The 15,566-nt window shown below is 66.8% G+C and carries 18 protein-coding genes; 10 read left to right on the top strand and 8 right to left on the bottom strand.

The genetic code is table 11. The features are described from left to right. Positions 1-79 precede the first annotated feature (79 nt). A complete protein-coding gene (locus tag ACFQRC_RS13980) occupies positions 80-1,813 on the top strand; it encodes a diguanylate cyclase (protein WP_379962304.1) in 1,734 nt (577 codons plus the stop codon). Here ACFQRC_RS13980 and ACFQRC_RS13975 read toward each other — a convergent pair. The 6 genes from ACFQRC_RS13975 to ACFQRC_RS13950 are packed head-to-tail and all read right to left on the bottom strand — an operon-like array spanning position 1,810 to position 6,852. Next, positions 1,810-2,520 (bottom strand): c-type cytochrome, encoded by a 711-nt coding sequence (locus ACFQRC_RS13975; RefSeq protein ID WP_379962302.1) that lies wholly within the window; start codon positions 2,518-2,520, stop codon positions 1,810-1,812. The two genes, ACFQRC_RS13980 and ACFQRC_RS13975, sit on opposite strands and share 4 nt — an antisense overlap. A 2-nt stretch (positions 2,521-2,522) precedes the next feature. Next, entirely contained in the window at positions 2,523-2,897 is a 375-nt protein-coding gene (locus ACFQRC_RS13970) for a cytochrome C oxidase subunit IV family protein (protein ID WP_379962300.1), read from the bottom strand. Between the two features lie 7 nt (positions 2,898-2,904). Further along, complete coding sequence (locus tag ACFQRC_RS13965; RefSeq protein WP_379962298.1) at positions 2,905-3,600, bottom strand: heme-copper oxidase subunit III family protein; 696 nt, start codon at positions 3,598-3,600, stop codon at positions 2,905-2,907. A 16-nt stretch (positions 3,601-3,616) separates the two neighbouring features. Further along, positions 3,617-4,249 carry a heme-copper oxidase subunit III gene (locus ACFQRC_RS13960; protein ID WP_379962296.1) on the bottom strand — a complete coding sequence of 211 codons (633 nt, stop codon included), beginning with the start codon at positions 4,247-4,249 and terminating at the stop codon, positions 3,617-3,619. Further along, entirely contained in the window at positions 4,246-5,994 is a 1,749-nt protein-coding gene (locus ACFQRC_RS13955) for a cbb3-type cytochrome c oxidase subunit I (protein WP_379962294.1), read from the bottom strand. Before ACFQRC_RS13955 ends, ACFQRC_RS13960 begins: the two co-directional genes overlap by 4 nt. After that, positions 5,995-6,852, bottom strand: a complete 858-nt coding sequence (locus ACFQRC_RS13950; protein ID WP_379962292.1) for a cytochrome c oxidase subunit II — start codon at positions 6,850-6,852, stop codon at positions 5,995-5,997. It abuts the gene before it with no gap. A 234-nt stretch (positions 6,853-7,086) separates the two neighbouring features. Here ACFQRC_RS13950 and ykgO point away from each other — a divergent pair, with 234 nt between their 5' ends. The 3 genes from ykgO to ACFQRC_RS13935 all read left to right on the top strand — a co-directional run bounded on the left by ykgO (position 7,087) and on the right by ACFQRC_RS13935 (position 8,868). Then, the gene (ykgO, locus tag ACFQRC_RS13945; RefSeq protein ID WP_006833921.1) at positions 7,087-7,212 is read left to right on the top strand and encodes a type B 50S ribosomal protein L36; all 126 of its coding nucleotides are present in this window, start codon (positions 7,087-7,089) and stop codon (positions 7,210-7,212) included. Between the two features lie 123 nt (positions 7,213-7,335). After that, a complete protein-coding gene (locus ACFQRC_RS13940) occupies positions 7,336-7,959 on the top strand; it encodes an HAD family hydrolase (RefSeq protein WP_379962286.1) in 624 nt (207 codons plus the stop codon). Positions 7,960-7,989: 30 nt separating this feature from the next. Then, the gene (locus tag ACFQRC_RS13935; protein ID WP_379962284.1) at positions 7,990-8,868 is read left to right on the top strand and encodes an NAD(P)H-hydrate dehydratase; all 879 of its coding nucleotides are present in this window, start codon (positions 7,990-7,992) and stop codon (positions 8,866-8,868) included. Here ACFQRC_RS13935 and pyk read toward each other — a convergent pair. Beyond that, positions 8,865-10,325, bottom strand: a complete 1,461-nt coding sequence (gene pyk / locus ACFQRC_RS13930) for a pyruvate kinase (RefSeq protein WP_379962282.1) — start codon at positions 10,323-10,325, stop codon at positions 8,865-8,867. The genes ACFQRC_RS13935 and pyk overlap by 4 nt on opposite strands. Before the next feature lie 134 nt (positions 10,326-10,459). Here pyk and ACFQRC_RS13925 point away from each other — a divergent pair, with 134 nt between their 5' ends. The 5 genes from ACFQRC_RS13925 to ruvA all read left to right on the top strand — a co-directional run bounded on the left by ACFQRC_RS13925 (position 10,460) and on the right by ruvA (position 13,276). After that, positions 10,460-10,702, top strand: a complete 243-nt coding sequence (locus ACFQRC_RS13925) for a DUF2312 domain-containing protein (protein WP_379962280.1) — start codon at positions 10,460-10,462, stop codon at positions 10,700-10,702. A 127-nt stretch (positions 10,703-10,829) separates the two neighbouring features. Continuing rightward, positions 10,830-11,150, top strand: a complete 321-nt coding sequence (locus ACFQRC_RS13920) for a heavy metal-binding domain-containing protein (RefSeq protein ID WP_379962278.1) — start codon at positions 10,830-10,832, stop codon at positions 11,148-11,150. Positions 11,151-11,242: 92 nt separating this feature from the next. After that, a complete protein-coding gene (locus ACFQRC_RS13915; RefSeq protein ID WP_379962276.1) occupies positions 11,243-11,986 on the top strand; it encodes a YebC/PmpR family DNA-binding transcriptional regulator in 744 nt (247 codons plus the stop codon). A 97-nt stretch (positions 11,987-12,083) separates the two neighbouring features. Further along, positions 12,084-12,572, top strand: coding sequence for a crossover junction endodeoxyribonuclease RuvC (ruvC, locus tag ACFQRC_RS13910; RefSeq protein ID WP_379962274.1), 489 nt, complete (start codon positions 12,084-12,086; stop codon positions 12,570-12,572). A gap of 110 nt (positions 12,573-12,682) precedes the next feature. Further along, positions 12,683-13,276, top strand: a complete 594-nt coding sequence (ruvA, locus tag ACFQRC_RS13905) for a Holliday junction branch migration protein RuvA (RefSeq protein ID WP_379962272.1) — start codon at positions 12,683-12,685, stop codon at positions 13,274-13,276. Here ruvA and ACFQRC_RS13900 read toward each other — a convergent pair. Next, positions 13,273-14,403 carry a dipeptidase gene (locus ACFQRC_RS13900; protein ID WP_379962270.1) on the bottom strand — a complete coding sequence of 377 codons (1,131 nt, stop codon included), beginning with the start codon at positions 14,401-14,403 and terminating at the stop codon, positions 13,273-13,275. The genes ruvA and ACFQRC_RS13900 overlap by 4 nt on opposite strands. Positions 14,404-14,512: 109 nt before the next feature. Here ACFQRC_RS13900 and ruvB point away from each other — a divergent pair, with 109 nt between their 5' ends. Next, positions 14,513-15,541, top strand: coding sequence for a Holliday junction branch migration DNA helicase RuvB (ruvB, locus tag ACFQRC_RS13895; protein ID WP_379962268.1), 1,029 nt, complete (start codon positions 14,513-14,515; stop codon positions 15,539-15,541). Positions 15,542-15,566 lie beyond the last annotated feature (25 nt).

Here is a 15,566-nt window from a genome sequence, read left to right as displayed (position 1 = left end):
CCACCCGAGAGAAGAACCGCGCGCGATTAATCATTCCTTTCCCCGGCGCGGTTATGGCCCGGAGCCTGGAGGGACGATCGTGTTTGCGCGCCTGTTGTTCGTGGTCGCTATGCTGCTGGCTTCGCACGCCGTCGCCGCGCGGGCGGAAGCGCCGCTTCCTCCGATCGAGGATCGCTATTGCCACGCCGTCGCGCCGGTCGGGACCGAGGTGGCTCTGCCTCCCGCTTCCGCCTTCGCTTGTGACGGCGAGCCCCGCGCTTATGAGAATCAGCGGCTCTGGCTCATCGCTCCTTTGTCGGCGCGCGACGCAGGGGCGGAAGGCGCGACGCTTCTCGTCCACCAGACCCGTTTCGAGCGGCTGACAATCCTGTTCGCTTATGCCGACGGCCGGACCCTCCGCCACCAGGTCCGCGCCGGCGATTTCCAATCCCACTGGCGCGTTGGTGGCCAGCTCGCCTTCAGCGCACCTGGCCGGGAGGCGCCCCTCGTCTCGGTCGCCCTCGGCCTCGACCAGCTTGCCCGCTACTCGCTGCTGCGGACGCGCCTTCTTCCCGCCGGCGACGCGGCCCGCGATGCCGCGCTCGGGGCGAGCCTCATCGGCGGAGCCCTTACCCTGCTGGCGCTCAGCAGCGCCTATAACCTGCTTCTCGCGAGGGCCTCGCGCCAGCGCCACGTCGTCTGGCACTCCGCCTGGGTGGCGACCGTCCTGGTCTGGGGCCTGCTCTGGTCCCAGCTCGCTTTGTTGCTCTTTCCCGGTCTCGCCGGGACGGCGGCGGCGCGGCTCTGCACCATGCTGGCGACGCTCGCCATCGCCTTCGCCGCGGCCTGCGCCGCGACGTGCCCGGAGGCGGGCGCCGTGCCGCGCTGGCTTCGGCGCCTGGTGGTGGGGCTCGGTTGGGCCGTGGCTCTCGTCGGTATTCCCGTCGCCTTCGGGCCGCCTCTGGCGATCGACTGGCTCGGCCCGGTGCTGAGCATCGCGGTTCTGGGGCTGCTGGCCGCCGTCACGATCCTGATCGGAATCGCCTGGCGGCGGGGGAGCGCCGAGGCGCGTTCCTTCTTCTTCGCCTGGGCGATCCCGATGGCCGTGCTGGCCGCCACCGAGTTGGTCGACATGGGGACGAGCCTGTTCGGCGGCGGCCCCCAGATCGCGGTGCTGTTCGCATCGGCGTTCCAGACCGTCTGGCTCTCCGTCTCGACCACCTTGCGCCTGGCGCGGCTCCGCACCGAGCGGGACGTCGCGCGCGCCGCCCAGTCGGAGCTGGCGGAGCTGGCGCAGCGCGATCCGCTGACCGGGCTCCTCAACCGCCGGGGGTTTGTCGGGCGGGCGGAGGCGGCTCTCGCGGAACCCGATGAGGCCGGGGGAAACCTCGTCTTCGCGCTCCTGCTCATCGACGTCGACCATTTCAAGGCGGTCAACGACCGGTTCGGCCACGACGCGGGCGACGGCGTTCTCCAGCGCATCGGCGCCCGTCTCGACGCGCTTTCAGGCCCGAACATCCATGCCGCCCGCCTCGGCGGCGAGGAATTCGCGCTCGGCGCGAGCGGCCTCGCCCGATGCGATCTCGCTGACTTCGCCGAACGGGTGCGGGCAAGCCTCGGCACCCTCGCTTTATCCGATCTGCTCGGGGAAGGAGCCAGAGTGAGCGTCAGCATCGGCGTGGCCGAGGCCCGCGGCGGATCGCGCTTCCCGGCCATCTACCGATCGGCCGACCGCGCGCTCTATGCCGCCAAGAATGCGGGCCGCAACCGCGTGGCCTTCGCCCATCCCGGCCAGGCCGAGATGCTGCCGGGCAACCGGATGAAAGCCGCTTAGGACCCAGTCGTCGCCGCGACGTCTCCGGCCGGCGCTTCGGCCACCGCCGGCGGCGCGGGCGGCGGGAAGGGGGCGGGCGCGGCGCCCCGCGAGCCGAGCCAGGCCAGGAGATTGGCGCGACTCTTGGGATTGCGGATGCCGGCGAAGGACATCTTGTTGCCCGGGATCGCGCGCGCGGGACTCGCGAGGTAGCGGTCGAGCTGCTCGTAGGTCCAGGCGCCGCCATGAGCCTCGATCGCCGGCGAGTAAGCGAAGCCGGGCGCCGCCGCGACCGGCCGGCCGATCACTCCCCACAAATTGGGTCCGACCCGGTTCGGCTCACCCTGGCCGAACGTGTGGCAGGCAAGGCAGACCTTGGCCGCGCTCTCGCCCTGCCCCGCGTCGGCGGCGGCGAGAAGCGTGCCGAGATCGACCGGCGCGGCCTGGACGGAGGCCGTGCCCCCCGCCGCGGCAACGGGCAGCACCGCCTTTTCGATGTTGCCGATATAGCCCCTGAGCTCGGCCGGATCGCCGGGCCGGCCCAGGCCGGCGGGCCAGCTGCGCTGCAGCGAGGCAAGATCGACCGGCGCGACGCCCTCCACGGCATAACCGCGTCGCTCGGGGTAACTCACGCCGATCACTTGGCCGGAGAACCAGCTTCCGGCGAACATCACCAGCAGCGCGGCGCCTACGGCCGCTCCCACCTTGGTCCATTCCCAGCGGTCCATCGTCAGCTTCCCCCCGCGAAGAAGAGGATGCGCGTCCAGAACGTATAGTCGGACTCGATCCACATCAGCCAGATCAAGGTCCCCAGCGCCAGCGGCGGCACCAGGATCGCGTAGATGAGCGCCATTCGTTCCCACATCATGTGCATGAACACGGCGACGATCAGACCGGCCTTCAGGAGCATGAAGGTGATGATGAGCACCCAGCGCATCGTCCCCTGCACCTGGAAATAATCGACCGCGTAGGACATGGCGCTGAGCACGAAGAGCAGCCCCCATATCTTCAGGTAGATGCCGATCGGGTGCTGCTGGCCGGGATCGTGAGTCGCCGCCGCCGGCGCATGGCCGGTCTCCCGCATATCATGGGTCGCGTGGTTCATGAGGCCCTCACCACAAATAGAAAAAAGCGAAAATGAAGACCCAGACGAGGTCGACGAAATGCCAGTAGAGGCCGGCAATCTCGACCGCCGAATAGTCGCCGCGCCGTTCGTAATGGCCGCGCAGGACCTTGGATGCGATGATCAGCAGCATGACGACGCCGGCCGAGACGTGGAGCCCGTGAAAGCCGGTTATCATGAAGAAAGAGGCGCCGAACTGTTCCGCGCCCCACGGATTGGTCCAGGGACGGACGCCCTCGTGGATGAGCTTGGTCCATTCGATCGCCTGCATGCCGACGAAGCTGGCGCCGAGGACCGCGGTCGCGAACATCAAGGCGGCGGTGACCTTGCGGTTGCGGCGGTACCCGAAATTGACGGCCATCGCCATGGTGCCCGACGAGCTGATGAGGATGAAGGTCATGATCGCGATCAGCACCATCGGGATCGACTGGCCGGCGATAGTGAGCGCGAAGACCTCGCTGGCATTGGGCCAGGGCATTGTCACCGACGACCGCATCGTCATGTAGGAGACGAGGAAGCTGGAAAAGATGAAGGTGTCGGAGAGGAGGAAGATCCACATCATGGCCTTCCCCCAGTGGACGCCCTTGAAGACCTCCTGGTCCGTGGACCAATCGTCCGACAATTCGCGCAGACCCTGGGCCGCGGCGGCGGCGCTTTCTCCTTGGGTGTTCACGGTCCGCGACATGTCCACTCCCGTCGATTCAAGTCGATATCAGCAATCCCAGCATGATGAGCCAGACCAGCAGCAGGAAGTGCCAGTAAGCGGCGCATAATTCGACCGACAGCCGCACGGCGCCGGTCTCGGCGCCCGCCAGCAGCCGCGACAGCGCCCGGCTCCAGAAGAACAGGCCACCCAATATGTGGAGGCCGTGCAGCGCCGTGATCAGGTAGAAGAAGGCATTGGCGGGATTGGACGCGGCGAAATAGCCGAGCGCGGCATATTGTCCCCAGAGCCCGAGCTGGCCGGCAAGAAAGAGGAAGGCGATCAGGCCGGCGCCGAGCAAGCCGGCGAAGGTGGCGGTGGCGTTGGCACGCCGCGCGGCGACCCGCGCCGCTTCCCAGGCGAGGCTGTTGACCAGGAGGATGAAGCTGTTCACCCAGATGAGCGGCGGCTCCGGCATCGCCCGCCAGTCGGTCGTCGGCCCATGGATCATGAAGGTGTCGCCCATCCGCACGACATAGGCGGACGTGACCAGGCCGAAGAGGATGACGATGACACCGAAATATACCCAGAGGCCCACCCTCGCGGCTTCCGGCCGGTAATCCGCCGGGTCGAGATCGCCCGGGCCGGTGGTCTCCCAGCTTTTCTCGGCGAGGCGTCCGAACAGGCTCATGACGGATGATGCCGCGCGGCCGGATCGGCCGGCTCCGTCTGGGGGATGAAGTCGCGCGCCGCGCCGGGCACGCTGTAATCATAGGCCCAGCGATGGACGACCGGCAGCCTGGGCCCCCAATTGCCGTGACCCGGGGGCGTCTCGGGCGTCTGCCACTCGAGCGACGCGGCGCCCCAGGGGTTCGGGTCCGCCTTTGGGCCGCGGAACAGGCTCCAGATCATGTTCCAGAAGAAGAGTATCTGCGCGAAGAAGACGATCAAGGCGGCGATGGTGATGCCCTGGTTGGCGAGATGCGCCGATTCCGGGATGAACGCCGTCTCGCCGAGCGCAAAATAACGGCGGGGAACGCCCAGGAAGCCCAGATAATGCATCGGCAGGAAAATGGCGTAGACGCCCAGGAAGGTGATCCAGAAATGCCATTTGCCGAGCGTTTCGTTCCACATCCGGCCGGTGATCAGGGGATACCAATGGTAGATGGCGCCGAAGATCACCAGGATCGGCGACACGCCCATCACCATGTGGAAATGGCCGATGACGAAGAAGGTGTCGCTCAAGGGCACGTCGACGCTGACATTGCCGAGGAACAGGCCCGACAGGCCGCCATGGATGAAGGTGAAGAGGAAGCCGATCGCGAACAGCATCGGCACGCGCAGGTGGATGTCGCCGCGCCATAGGGTCAGCAGCCAGTTATAGACCTTGATGGCGGTCGGCACGGCGATGATCAGGGTCGAGGTGGCGAAGAAGAAACCGAAATAGGGGTTCATGCCCGAAACGTACATGTGATGGGCCCAGACGAAGAAGCTCAAGGCGCCGATGATCACGATCGCCCAGACCATCATCCGGTATCCGAACAGGTTCTTGCGGGCGTGGACGCTGACGAGATCGGAGACGATGCCGAAGGCGGGCAGAGCGACGATATAGACTTCGGGATGGCCGAAGAACCAGAAGAGGTGCTGGAAGAGAATGGGCGAGCCGCCTTCATAGCCCATATCCTCGCCGCCCATCGCCATCACCACCGGCATGAAGAAGCTGGTGCCGATCAAGGCGTCGAGGATCATCATGATGCAGGCGACGAACAAAGCCGGAAAGGCGAGCAGGGCCATGATCGCGGCGACGAAGATGCCCCAGACGGAGCAGGGCATCCGCATCAGGGTCATGCCCTTGGCGCGGGCCTGGAGCACCGTCACCACGTAATTGAGCCCGCCCATGGTGAAGCCGATGATGAAGATGGCGAGCGACACCAGCATCAGGATGATGCCCCAGCTGTGGCCGGGCGTGCCTTCGAGGATCGTTTGCGGCGGATAGAGCGTCCAGCCGGCGCCGGTCGGGCCGCCGGGCACGAAGAAGCTCGCCGCGAGGACCAGCACCGCGAGCAGATAGACCCAATAGCTCAGCATGTTGACGTAGGGGAACACCATGTCGCGCGCGCCGACCATCAGCGGGATGAGATAGTTTCCGAACCCGCCGAGAAGGATCGCGGTCAGCAGATAGACGACCATGATCATGCCGTGCATGGTGACGTATTGCAGGTAGTTTTCCGGCTGGATGAAGGTGAAGGTGCCGGGGAAGCCCAGCTGGAGCCGCATCAGCGCCGACAACACCAGCGCCACCAGGCCGATCGCGATGGCGGTCAGCGCATATTGAATGGCGATGACCTTATGGTCCTGGCTCCAGACATATTTTCCAATCCAGGTCTTGGGGTGGTGGAGAGGCGTGAGGTCATCGGCCAGAGTGACGGTTGCCATTCAACGTTCCCCGATCGCTGGTTTGATATCGGCGCTGGCGAGCCGCACGCCCGCCGCGGCTTCGTTCTGGGCCAGGAGCTGGCCGAAGGTCATCTGCTCGCCCAGCCAAGCGTCGAAGGCCTGCTGCTCCTCGACGACGACGGTGCCGCGCATCGCGTGATGGCCGACGCCGCACAGCTCGGCGCACAATATCTCGTAGGTGCCGATTTTGGTCGGCGTCACCCAAAAATAGGTGACGATGCCCGGGACGAGATCCATCTTGGCGCGAAACTGCGGCACGTAGAAATCATGGAGCACGTCCTTCGACCGCAGCACCATCTTGACCGGCTTGCCGATCGGCAGGCGCAGCTCGCTGGTTTCGATCAGCACGTCGTCGCGGCCGTGCGGATCGCGCGGGTTGATGCCGAAGGGATTGTCGGGGGTGATATGGGCGGTGGCCGCCGTGCCGAGCACATTGTCCTCGCCGGGAAAGCGGAAGGCCCATTGCCATTGCTGCCCGGTCGCCTCAACCACCGCGGCATCGGCCGGGACGGTGACATATTCGTTCCAGGCGATGAGCCCCGGCGCGAGCATCGCGGCGATGCCGACCCCGGTCCACAGGGTCAGTTTTTTCTCGAGGCCGGCATTCTCAGGCTCGTAATGAGCACGGTTTCCCTTGCGGTGACGGAAGCGCCAGATCGAATAAGCAAGGAACAGGTTCAGCGCGATGAAGGCGACCGCGCAGATGTACATGGTGATGATGAGCGCGTCGTCGATCGAGCTCCAGTTGGACGCGAGCGGCGTCATCCACCACGGGCTGAAGATGTGGAAGACGATCGAGCCCAGCACCAACAGCGCAATCACGATCGCGACAGCCATCACCCCTCCTGTCTATGGCGAGTACATCGCCAGACATGCGGGGATGACCTTGGACCTGGTACAACCCGGCACGCGGGAACTCACCAACCAACTGTGTGGGAGCATATAGGCAAATTTCCCGCGGGGGAAGCCGGGGAAATCGGCGACCGCGAAGCTTGACTTGACCGGCGCACCTGCCTAGGGGAGCGCCTTCTTTTTCCAGCCATTCAAGCAGACAAGACAGGCGCACCCGCCATGAAGATCCGCAATTCCCTGAAGTCCCTCAAGTCGCGCCACCGCGACTGCCGCGTGATCCGCCGCCGGGGCCGCACCTACGTCATCAACAAGACGAATCGCCGCTTCAAGGCGCGCCAGGGCTGACGATCAAGGCCGAAGGCGAGATCGTCACCCTGAACTCGTTTCAGGGTCCATCTTCGGGCAAGGTTCGGCGATCGCGGTCAAACGCGGTGTATCCACGTGCCTGGATGCTGAACCAAGTTCAGCATGACGTCTGAGCCTACGGCACCCACCGCCGTCATCTTCGATGTCGGCAACGTCCTCTACGGCTGGGATCCCGAATCCTTCCTCGTCCGCCAGATCGCGGACGATGCCGCGCGGCTCAAATTCATCGACGATATCGACCTTTGGGGCTGGCACGACACGCTCGACGGCGGCCGCCCGTTCGAGGAGGCCGCGGCCGAGCTTTCCGAGACATTTCCCGATTACGCGCACCTGATATCGGCCTGGGGCGAAAGGTTCGGCGAGACGATCAGCGATCCGGTGCCCGGCGTTCACGCCATCGTCGAGACGCTCGACGCGCGCGGGGTGCCCCTGTTCGCGATTACCAATTTCTCCGCCGACTTCTGGGCGCCTTTCCGGGCGCGCGAGGACGCCTTCTTCCGCCGCTTTCGGGACATCGTCGTCTCGGGCGAGGAGAACTTGCTGAAGCCGGACCCGGCGCTTTATTATCGCGCGCTCGACCGCTTCGGCCTCAGGGCAGACGAGGCGCTCTTCATCGACGACCGCGCGATCAACGTCGAAGGCGCGCGGGCCGTCGGGATGCACGCGCATCTCTTCACGGCGGCTGGCGACCTGCGGGCGCGGCTGGAGGCCGAAGGACTGCTCTGAACTTTCACGCTCGACGCGCTTTGGTGGGCGATGACCGAGCCTCGCCTTCTCGACGCCACCTTGCTTCGCGATTTTCCACTGCCTCGCCATAACGAGGATGGCGACAAGGAGGGTCGCGGCCGGCTGCTGCTCGTCGGCGGCAGTGCTCAACTGCCGGGCGCGGCGGTGCTGGCCGGAGTGGCGGCGCTGAGGGCCGGGGCCGGCAAGCTCCAGATCGTCACCGCCAGGAGCATCGCCGCCCAGCTCGGCGTGGCGGTGCCCGAGGCGCGCGTGATCGGGGTGGATGAATCGGAGGAGGGCTGCCTCGCCGAGAGCGCGATCGATACGATTCTGCGCTGGGCCAGGGAAGCGCGGGCGATGACGCTCGGTTGCGGCCTTCAGCACGGGCCGCCGCTCGACGCCTTGCTGGATTCGCTGCTGGCGAGCGAGATCGAGATTCCGTTGGTGCTCGACGCGACCGCTCTCGGCAGTCTGGCCGAGCGGGCGGCGCCGCTCCGCGAGTGGCGCGGCGGCGCGATTCTTCTTCCCCATGCCCGCGAAATGGCGCGGCTGCTTCGCCGCGCGCCGGACGACGTCGCCGCCGACCCGCTCGCGTCCGCCCGCACCGCGTCGGAGCGATTCGGATGCGTCGCGGTTATCAAGGGCGCTCGGAGCTTCATCGTCGCGCCGGACGGGCGCAGCTTCCGGTTCGAGGGCGGCGGCGTCGGCCTCGCCACGTCGGGCTCGGGGGACGTGCTCGCCGGTATCGTCGGCGGCCTCGCCGCGCGCGGTGCCGACCCGCTGACGGCGGTCCTGTGGGGCGTATGGCTGCACGGAGAGGCGGGCCGAACGCTGAGCCGGGCTGTCGGCCGGATCGGTTTCCTGGCCCGCGAGATCGCGCCGCTGGTGCCGTCGCTGCTGCCCGGTTAGGCGCTCCTGTGCCGCTCCAGTTCATCGCCGATCAGCCGGACGATGTGGAGGACGTTGGTCGAGCCCGGCGTGCCGAAGGGGACCCCGGCGGTGACGACGATCCGCTCGCCGGCGCCGGCGATGCCGTGGCGGAGCGCCATGCGCCTGGCCTTGCCGACCATCTCCTCGAAGTTCGCCACGTCGCGTGTCCGGACCGCGTGGGCGCCCCAGAGAAGGCCGAGCCGGCGCGCCGTCTTGAGCGAAGGCGTGAGGACGAGGAGCGGCACCGTCGGGCGCTCCCGTGCCACCCGGCGGGCGGTCGAGCCCGATGTGGTGAAGCAGACGATCGCCGCCGCGCCGACGGTGCGGACGATGCCGCTGGCCGCGCGCGCGATGGCATCGTTGGTGGTGGCATCGGGCAGGGTTTCGGTGAAGTGGACCCGAGCGCTGTGGCTCGGATCGGCTTCGACGCTGGTCGCGATCCGGTTCATGATCGACACCGATTCGAGCGGCCATTGTCCTGACGCGCTTTCCGCCGACAGCATGATCGCGTCGGCGCCGTCATAGACCGCCGTCGCCACGTCCGAGACTTCCGCGCGGGTCGGCGAGGGCGAGGTAATCATCGATTCGAGCATCTGGGTCGCGACCACGACAGGCCGGCCCATCCGCCGCGCCGCCTCGACGATCTGCTTCTGCAAGGGCGGCACTTCCTCGGGCGGCAGTTCGACGCCGAGGTCGCCGCGCGCCACCATCACCGCGTCCGCCAGTTCGAGGATCCCTTCCAGCCGCTCGACCGCCGCAGGCTTCTCGATCTTGGCGAGCAAAGACGCCCGGCCGGCGATAAGCCGCCGCGCCTCGGCCACATCCTCCGGGCGCTGCACGAAGGAGAGCGCGATCCAGTCGACATGATTGTCGAGCGCGAAGGCGAGGTCGGCGCGGTCCTTCTCGGTCAGCGCCGCGACCGGCAGCACCACGTCGGGCACGTTGAGGCCCTTGTTGTTCGAGATGGCGCCGCCGACCTCGACCAAGGTTTCGATCCGCTCCGGCGCGACGCCGACCACGCGCAGCACCAACTTGCCGTCATCGACGAGGAGGCGCGTACCCTTCTCCACCGCGTCGAAAATCTCATTATGCGGAAGGTTGACCCGGGTTGCGTCGCCGAGCTTCGTGTCCCGATCGAGGAAGAAGGTGGCGCCCGTCTCCAGCATCGCCTTGTCGCCCTTGAACCGGCCGACCCGAAGCTTCGGTCCCTGAAGGTCGGCGAGGATGGTGGTCGGCCGGTCGAGTTCCTTTTCCAGGCCGCGAATCGTCTCAATAAGCTTGCGATGGTCGGCGTGGGTTCCGTGGCTCATGTTGACGCGGAAGGCGTCGGCGCCGGCCTCGGCGAGCTGGCGGATCATTTGCGGCGTGTTGCTGGCGGGCCCGAGGGTGGCGAGGATGCGGACCTTGCGGCTGCGCGGAACGAACTGGCTCGGCATGGTCTCTCCCGTCGGCTTGCGGTGGCGGAATAGCCACTATTGGCGACAGTTCAACCGGAACGTGCGGCGCGCGCTTGAGCCGCGTCCGCCGACCCCCTAGAGGCAAGGCTCATCTTGAATCGACGGAGTGTTAAATGGCGGAAGGTACCGTCGCGGCCGACGAGCTGCGATTGCTGATCGAGCGTATCGAGCGGCTGGAGGAAGAGAAGAAGGCGATCGCCGACGACGTCAAGGACGTCTATCTGGAGGCGAAGTCGCGCGGATACGACACCAAGACGATCCGGGCGATCGTCCGGCTGCGCAAGATGGAGAGCCATGTCCGCCAGGAAGCCGAGGCGCTGCTCGACACCTACAAGGCCGCGCTCGGACTGGAGTGAAAGCTCGTCATTGCGACCCCGGACTTGATCCGGGGACGCGATCCAATCGCGCATCCTGCGCCGATCCGGATCGCCGCGTCGCTACGCTTCTCGCAATGACAATGGAGGCAGGAAAGGGAGAAGTCGCATGATCATCACCACGACCACATCCGTGGAGGGCCGGCCGGTTCAGCAATATCTGGGAATCGTCACCGGCGAGGTCATCGTCGGCGCGAACATCTTCAAGGATTTGTTCGCCGGCATCCGCGACATCGTCGGCGGGCGTGCCGGTTCCTACGAGAAGACGCTGCGGTCCGCCCGGAACACGGCGTTCGAGGAGCTGGAGGCCGAGGCGGCGCGGGTGGGCGGCAACGCGGTGATCGGCGTCGACATCGATTACGAGGTGATCGGCAAGGAAGGATCCATGCTGATGGTGACGGTCTCCGGCACCGCCGTGCGCCTCGGCTAGCCTCGTCCGGGCCTCAGCACGGCCATTGCGTCAAGGCACGGCGCTCGCCTAGAGAAAGCGGCACCATTCCCAGCAAAGGATGCGTTTCGGCAATGGCCGGCCATAGCAAATTCAAGAATATCATGCACCGCAAGGGCGCGCAGGACAAAAAGCGCTCGGCGATGTTTTCCAAGCTCTCCCGCGAGATCACCGTCGCGGCCAAGATGGGCACGCCCGATCCGGACATGAACCCGCGCCTGCGCGCCGCCGTGCTGGCGGCCAAGGCGCAGTCCATGCCGAAGGACAATATCCAGCGCGCGATCGACAAATCGTCGGCGGGCGAGGGCGATAATTACGAGGAGCTGCGCTACGAGGGCTTCGGGCCGGGCGGCGTCTCGCTGATCGTCGAGGCGCTGACCGACAACCGCAACCGCACCGCCACCAACGTCCGCACGATCTTCTCCAGGAACGGTGGCAATCTCGGCGCGTCCGGGTCCGTCAGCCACGGCTTCGAGCGGCTGGGCCTCATCACCTATCCGGCCTCCGCCGGCAGCCACGACACCGTCCTGGAGGCAGCGATCGAGGCGGGCGCCGAGGACATCGAATCGACCGAGGAGATGCACGAGATCTGGACCGCTCAGGAGAGTCTCCACGAGGTCGCCAAAGGGCTCGAGAAGGCGCTCGGCGAACCGGAGAGCACCAAGCTCGCCTGGCGCGCGCAGACGCCGGTCGAAGTCGGCGAGGAGGATGCCGGCTCGCTGCTGAAGCTCATCGACACGCTCGACGAGGATGACGATATCCAGACCGTCTGGGGCAATTACGAAGTGTCCGACGAGGTGATGGAGAAGCTAGGCTGATGATATTCCGTTCGTCCCGAGCGAAGTCGAGGGGCGCTGGCACGAAGGTCGGAGCGTACGCCCTTCGACTTCGCTCAGGACGAACGGAGACCGTGATTTGCTCATAATCGGCCTCGATCCCGGGCTCGGCTGCACCGGCTGGGGGGTGATCGCCGCCCAGGGCAATCGGCTGAGCCATGTTGCCAACGGCCAGATCCGGACCGACACGAAGGCGGAATTGCCTGCGCGGCTGGTTGAGCTCCACGATCGCCTTACGGCGCTGATTGCCGAGCATCGGCCCGAGGGCGCGGCGGTCGAGGAGGTATTCGTCAACGCCAATCCGCAATCGACCCTGAAGCTCGGCCAGGCGCGGGGCGTCATCTTGCTCGCCGCCGCAAGAAGCGGAATCGCGGTCGGCGAATATGCGGCGCGGCTGGTCAAGAAGGCGGTGGTCGGAACGGGCGGCGCCGAAAAGGCGCAGGTCCACGCGATGGTGCAGCGGCTGCTGCCGGGGGCGAGGATCGCCGGCGCGGATGCCGCCGACGCGCTCGCGGTGGCGATCACCCACGCCCATCATCTCGCCAGCGCGAGACGCACAGCCTGTTGACCACCACCGCCGTTCACCCTGAGCTTGTCGAAGGGCTGCCCTTCTCTCTACAGCATGGATAAAGGGCAGGGCTTCGACAGGCTCAGCCTGAACGGATTGGGGTTCATCATTTGATCGCCAAGCTCAAGGGACTGCTCGACAGCTTCGGCGCCGACCATGCGGTGATCGACGTGGCAGGCGTCGGCTATCTCGTCGCCGCCTCCACCCGGACGCTCTCCGGGCTGGGCGCTATCGGGGAGGAGGTGGTGCTCCATACCGAAATGCAGGTGTCGGACGATGCGATCCGCCTGATCGGCTTCGTCACCGCCGAGGAACGCGACTGGTTCCGGCTGCTCACCTCCGTCCAGGGCGTCGGCTCGCGCGTCGCGCTCGCCATCCTGTCGGCGCTCAACGGCGACGAACTCCACCGCGCCATCGCCAGCGGCGACAAGGCGATGGTCGCGCGCGCACAAGGCGTCGGCCCCAAGCTCGCCTTGCGGATCGTCAACGAGCTCAAGGACAAGGCGGGCGGAATCGTCCTAGGCGGCGCGACATCCGCCCCGCCGGCGGGAAGCTTCAGCGCCGATGCCGTGTCGGCACTTCAGAATCTCGGCTTCAGGCCGGCGGAGGCTTCAGCGGCGGTGGCGAAAGCCGAGGGCGAGCTGGGCCCGGAGGCGACCCTGGATGCGCTGGTGCGGACGGCGCTCAAGAAGGCGGCGCGCTAGGCTTCCCACACCTGCGCGAACAACCGCGCGAAATTGTCGCCCAGCACCTTGTCCACCCGGGCGGAACTCCAGCCTCTCCCTCTCAAATCCGCCGCGAGCCGGTCATAGCGCGCGGCGTTGTTATAGCCTTCGACCAGGTTGAACACGTCCGCCGCCTCGCCCGGCGCGGCGATCCCCTTGTTGGCCCGGTCCTCGTAGAATTCGCGCTGCTGCTTGCGGGTCTCGTCGTTGATTTCGTAGCCGAGGAACGGATTGTCGGTGCCGATGCCGACATGATCCTCGCCGCAGATGTTCACCGCATGATCGAGGTGGCGGATCAGATCTTCGCCGCCGGGCTGTCCCTTGGCGCGGAGGAAGGGCATCAAATAGATGCCGAACACGCCGCCTTTCTGGGCCAACGCCCGCATCTCGGCATCGTGCATGTTGCGTGGGAAATCGACGAGGGCGCGGCAACCGCTGTGGGTGATGGCGGGCGGCCGGGTCGCGGCGGCGATGCCTTCGGCGACGGTACGCTGGCCCGAATGGCTGAGATCGAGCAGGATGCGGGCCTTCTCGATCTCCGCGATCGCTTCGCGTCCGAAATCGGAAAGGCCGGCATTGGCCGATTCGAGGCAGCCGTCGCCGGCGAGGTTGCGCTTGTTATAGGTGAGTTGGATGACCTTGACGCCGAGCGTGCCGAACATCGTCGCCTTCGACGGGTCGGCTTCCAGCGCGGTCGTGTCCTGGAAATTGTAGATGACGCCGATCCGGCCCGGCTCCCGCGCCTTGGCGAGATCGGCGGCGGTCTCGACCTTGACGAGCAGGCCCGGCTGCTCGGCGACGATCCGGTCGTAGGCGGCGATCGATTCCATCGCGCCGCGGAAACGGTCGGGGCCGTTACCGACCTCGGCGATGGTCATGCTGACGACATCGATCCGCCGCTGCTTCGCCGCCTCGATCAGCCGCGCGGTGGGGCGGTAGCTGCCCTTGCCGTCCGGCTCGAACCCGTCGAGCGCGCCCTGGGCATCAATGTAGAGGGACCGTGCATTCCCGGCACGCACCGCCGGTTCGGCGGCCCGCCCGACGGCCGGAAAAGCGAGCGCGGTGCCGGCCACTCCCGCGAATTGGATGAATGCGCGTCGGTCCATGGCCCCTGCCCCTTCTAAAGCGTGTTAGCAGGCTAATACGGATCGACGCGCCACTCAAGCGCTCTTCAAAGGGTTCGACAGCACCGGTGCTTGCGCTAAAGCTTGCGGCGTGGAGCAGGAGCGCATCATCACCCGAGACCGCCGCCCCGAGGATATCGACGCGGCGCTGCGCCCGAAGTCGCTCGACGAGTTCGTCGGCCAGCGCGCGGCGCGGGAGAATCTGCGGGTTTTCATCAACGCAGCCAAGAGCCGCGGCGATGCGCTCGACCATGTGCTGTTTTTCGGGCCGCCGGGGCTGGGCAAGACCACTCTGGCGCAGATCGTCGCGCGCGAGCTCGGTGTCGGCTTTCGCGCCACCTCCGGGCCGGTGATCGCCAAATCGGGCGACCTTGCCGCTCTGCTCACCAATCTGGAGGATGGCGACGTCCTGTTCATCGACGAGATTCACCGGCTCAATCCGGCGGTCGAGGAAGTGCTCTATCCGGCTATGGAAGACCGCGCGCTCGACCTGATGATCGGCGAGGGGCCGTCGGCGCGGTCGGTGCGCATCGACCTGCCCAAATTCACCTTGGTCGGCGCGACCACGCGGCAGGGGCTGCTGACGACGCCGCTCCGCGACCGCTTCGGCATTCCCGTCCGGCTCAGCTTCTACACGATCGAGGAGCTGGAAAAGGTGGTGCGCCGCGCCGCCGGACTGATGGCTCTGGACCTCACCGACGACGGCGCCACCGAGATCGCCCGCCGCTCGCGGGGCACGCCGCGCATCGCCGGTCGGCTGCTGCGGCGGGTGCGCGATTTTGCCCATGCGACAAGCGACGACCGGGTCGACGCCAAGGTCGCCGATGGCGCGCTGACCCGGATGGAGGTTGACGCGCTCGGTCTCGACGCGATGGACCGGCGCTATCTGACGATGATCGCCGACATCTACAAAGGCGGCCCGGTCGGCGTGGAAACGCTCGCCGCCGGCCTCTCCGAGCCGCGCGACACGATCGAGGAGGTGATCGAGCCTTATCTCATCCAGCTCGGCCTCGTCGCGCGCACCGCGCGCGGGCGCTGCCTCAACGGGCGGGGCTGGACGCATCTCGGGCTGCCGCCGTCGCGCCCGGCAGCGCAGGACGGGTTGTTCGACGCCAAATAGGCTCGCCTCGTCGTGGATGGGCGCG

The organism is Enterovirga sp. GCM10030262, from assembly GCF_042666435.1.
Lineage (GTDB): Bacteria > Pseudomonadota > Alphaproteobacteria > Sphingomonadales > Sphingomonadaceae > Allosphingosinicella.
This window is presented reverse-complemented; position numbering and strand designations above follow the sequence as displayed.

What these genes read in the sequence shown, in the direction of transcription:
- ACFQRC_RS13975 (WP_379962302.1), bottom strand. Translation starts at nt 2,520, where the DNA reads ATGGACCGCTGGGAATGGACCAAGGTGGGAGCGGCCGTAGGCGCCGCG.
- ACFQRC_RS13970 (WP_379962300.1), bottom strand. Translation starts at nt 2,897, where the DNA reads ATGAACCACGCGACCCATGATATGCGGGAGACCGGCCATGCGCCGGCG.
- ACFQRC_RS13965 (WP_379962298.1), bottom strand. Translation starts at nt 3,600, where the DNA reads ATGTCGCGGACCGTGAACACCCAAGGAGAAAGCGCCGCCGCCGCGGCC.
- ACFQRC_RS13960 (WP_379962296.1), bottom strand. Translation starts at nt 4,249, where the DNA reads ATGAGCCTGTTCGGACGCCTCGCCGAGAAAAGCTGGGAGACCACCGGC.
- ACFQRC_RS13955 (WP_379962294.1), bottom strand. Translation starts at nt 5,994, where the DNA reads ATGGCAACCGTCACTCTGGCCGATGACCTCACGCCTCTCCACCACCCC.
- ACFQRC_RS13950 (WP_379962292.1), bottom strand. Translation starts at nt 6,852, where the DNA reads ATGGCTGTCGCGATCGTGATTGCGCTGTTGGTGCTGGGCTCGATCGTC.
- ykgO (WP_006833921.1), top strand. Translation starts at nt 7,087, where the DNA reads ATGAAGATCCGCAATTCCCTGAAGTCCCTCAAGTCGCGCCACCGCGAC.
- ACFQRC_RS13940 (WP_379962286.1), top strand. Translation starts at nt 7,336, where the DNA reads ATGACGTCTGAGCCTACGGCACCCACCGCCGTCATCTTCGATGTCGGC.
- ACFQRC_RS13935 (WP_379962284.1), top strand. Translation starts at nt 7,990, where the DNA reads ATGACCGAGCCTCGCCTTCTCGACGCCACCTTGCTTCGCGATTTTCCA.
- pyk (WP_379962282.1), bottom strand. Translation starts at nt 10,325, where the DNA reads ATGCCGAGCCAGTTCGTTCCGCGCAGCCGCAAGGTCCGCATCCTCGCC.
- ACFQRC_RS13925 (WP_379962280.1), top strand. Translation starts at nt 10,460, where the DNA reads ATGGCGGAAGGTACCGTCGCGGCCGACGAGCTGCGATTGCTGATCGAG.
- ACFQRC_RS13920 (WP_379962278.1), top strand. Translation starts at nt 10,830, where the DNA reads ATGATCATCACCACGACCACATCCGTGGAGGGCCGGCCGGTTCAGCAA.
- ACFQRC_RS13915 (WP_379962276.1), top strand. Translation starts at nt 11,243, where the DNA reads ATGGCCGGCCATAGCAAATTCAAGAATATCATGCACCGCAAGGGCGCG.
- ACFQRC_RS13900 (WP_379962270.1), bottom strand. Translation starts at nt 14,403, where the DNA reads ATGGACCGACGCGCATTCATCCAATTCGCGGGAGTGGCCGGCACCGCG.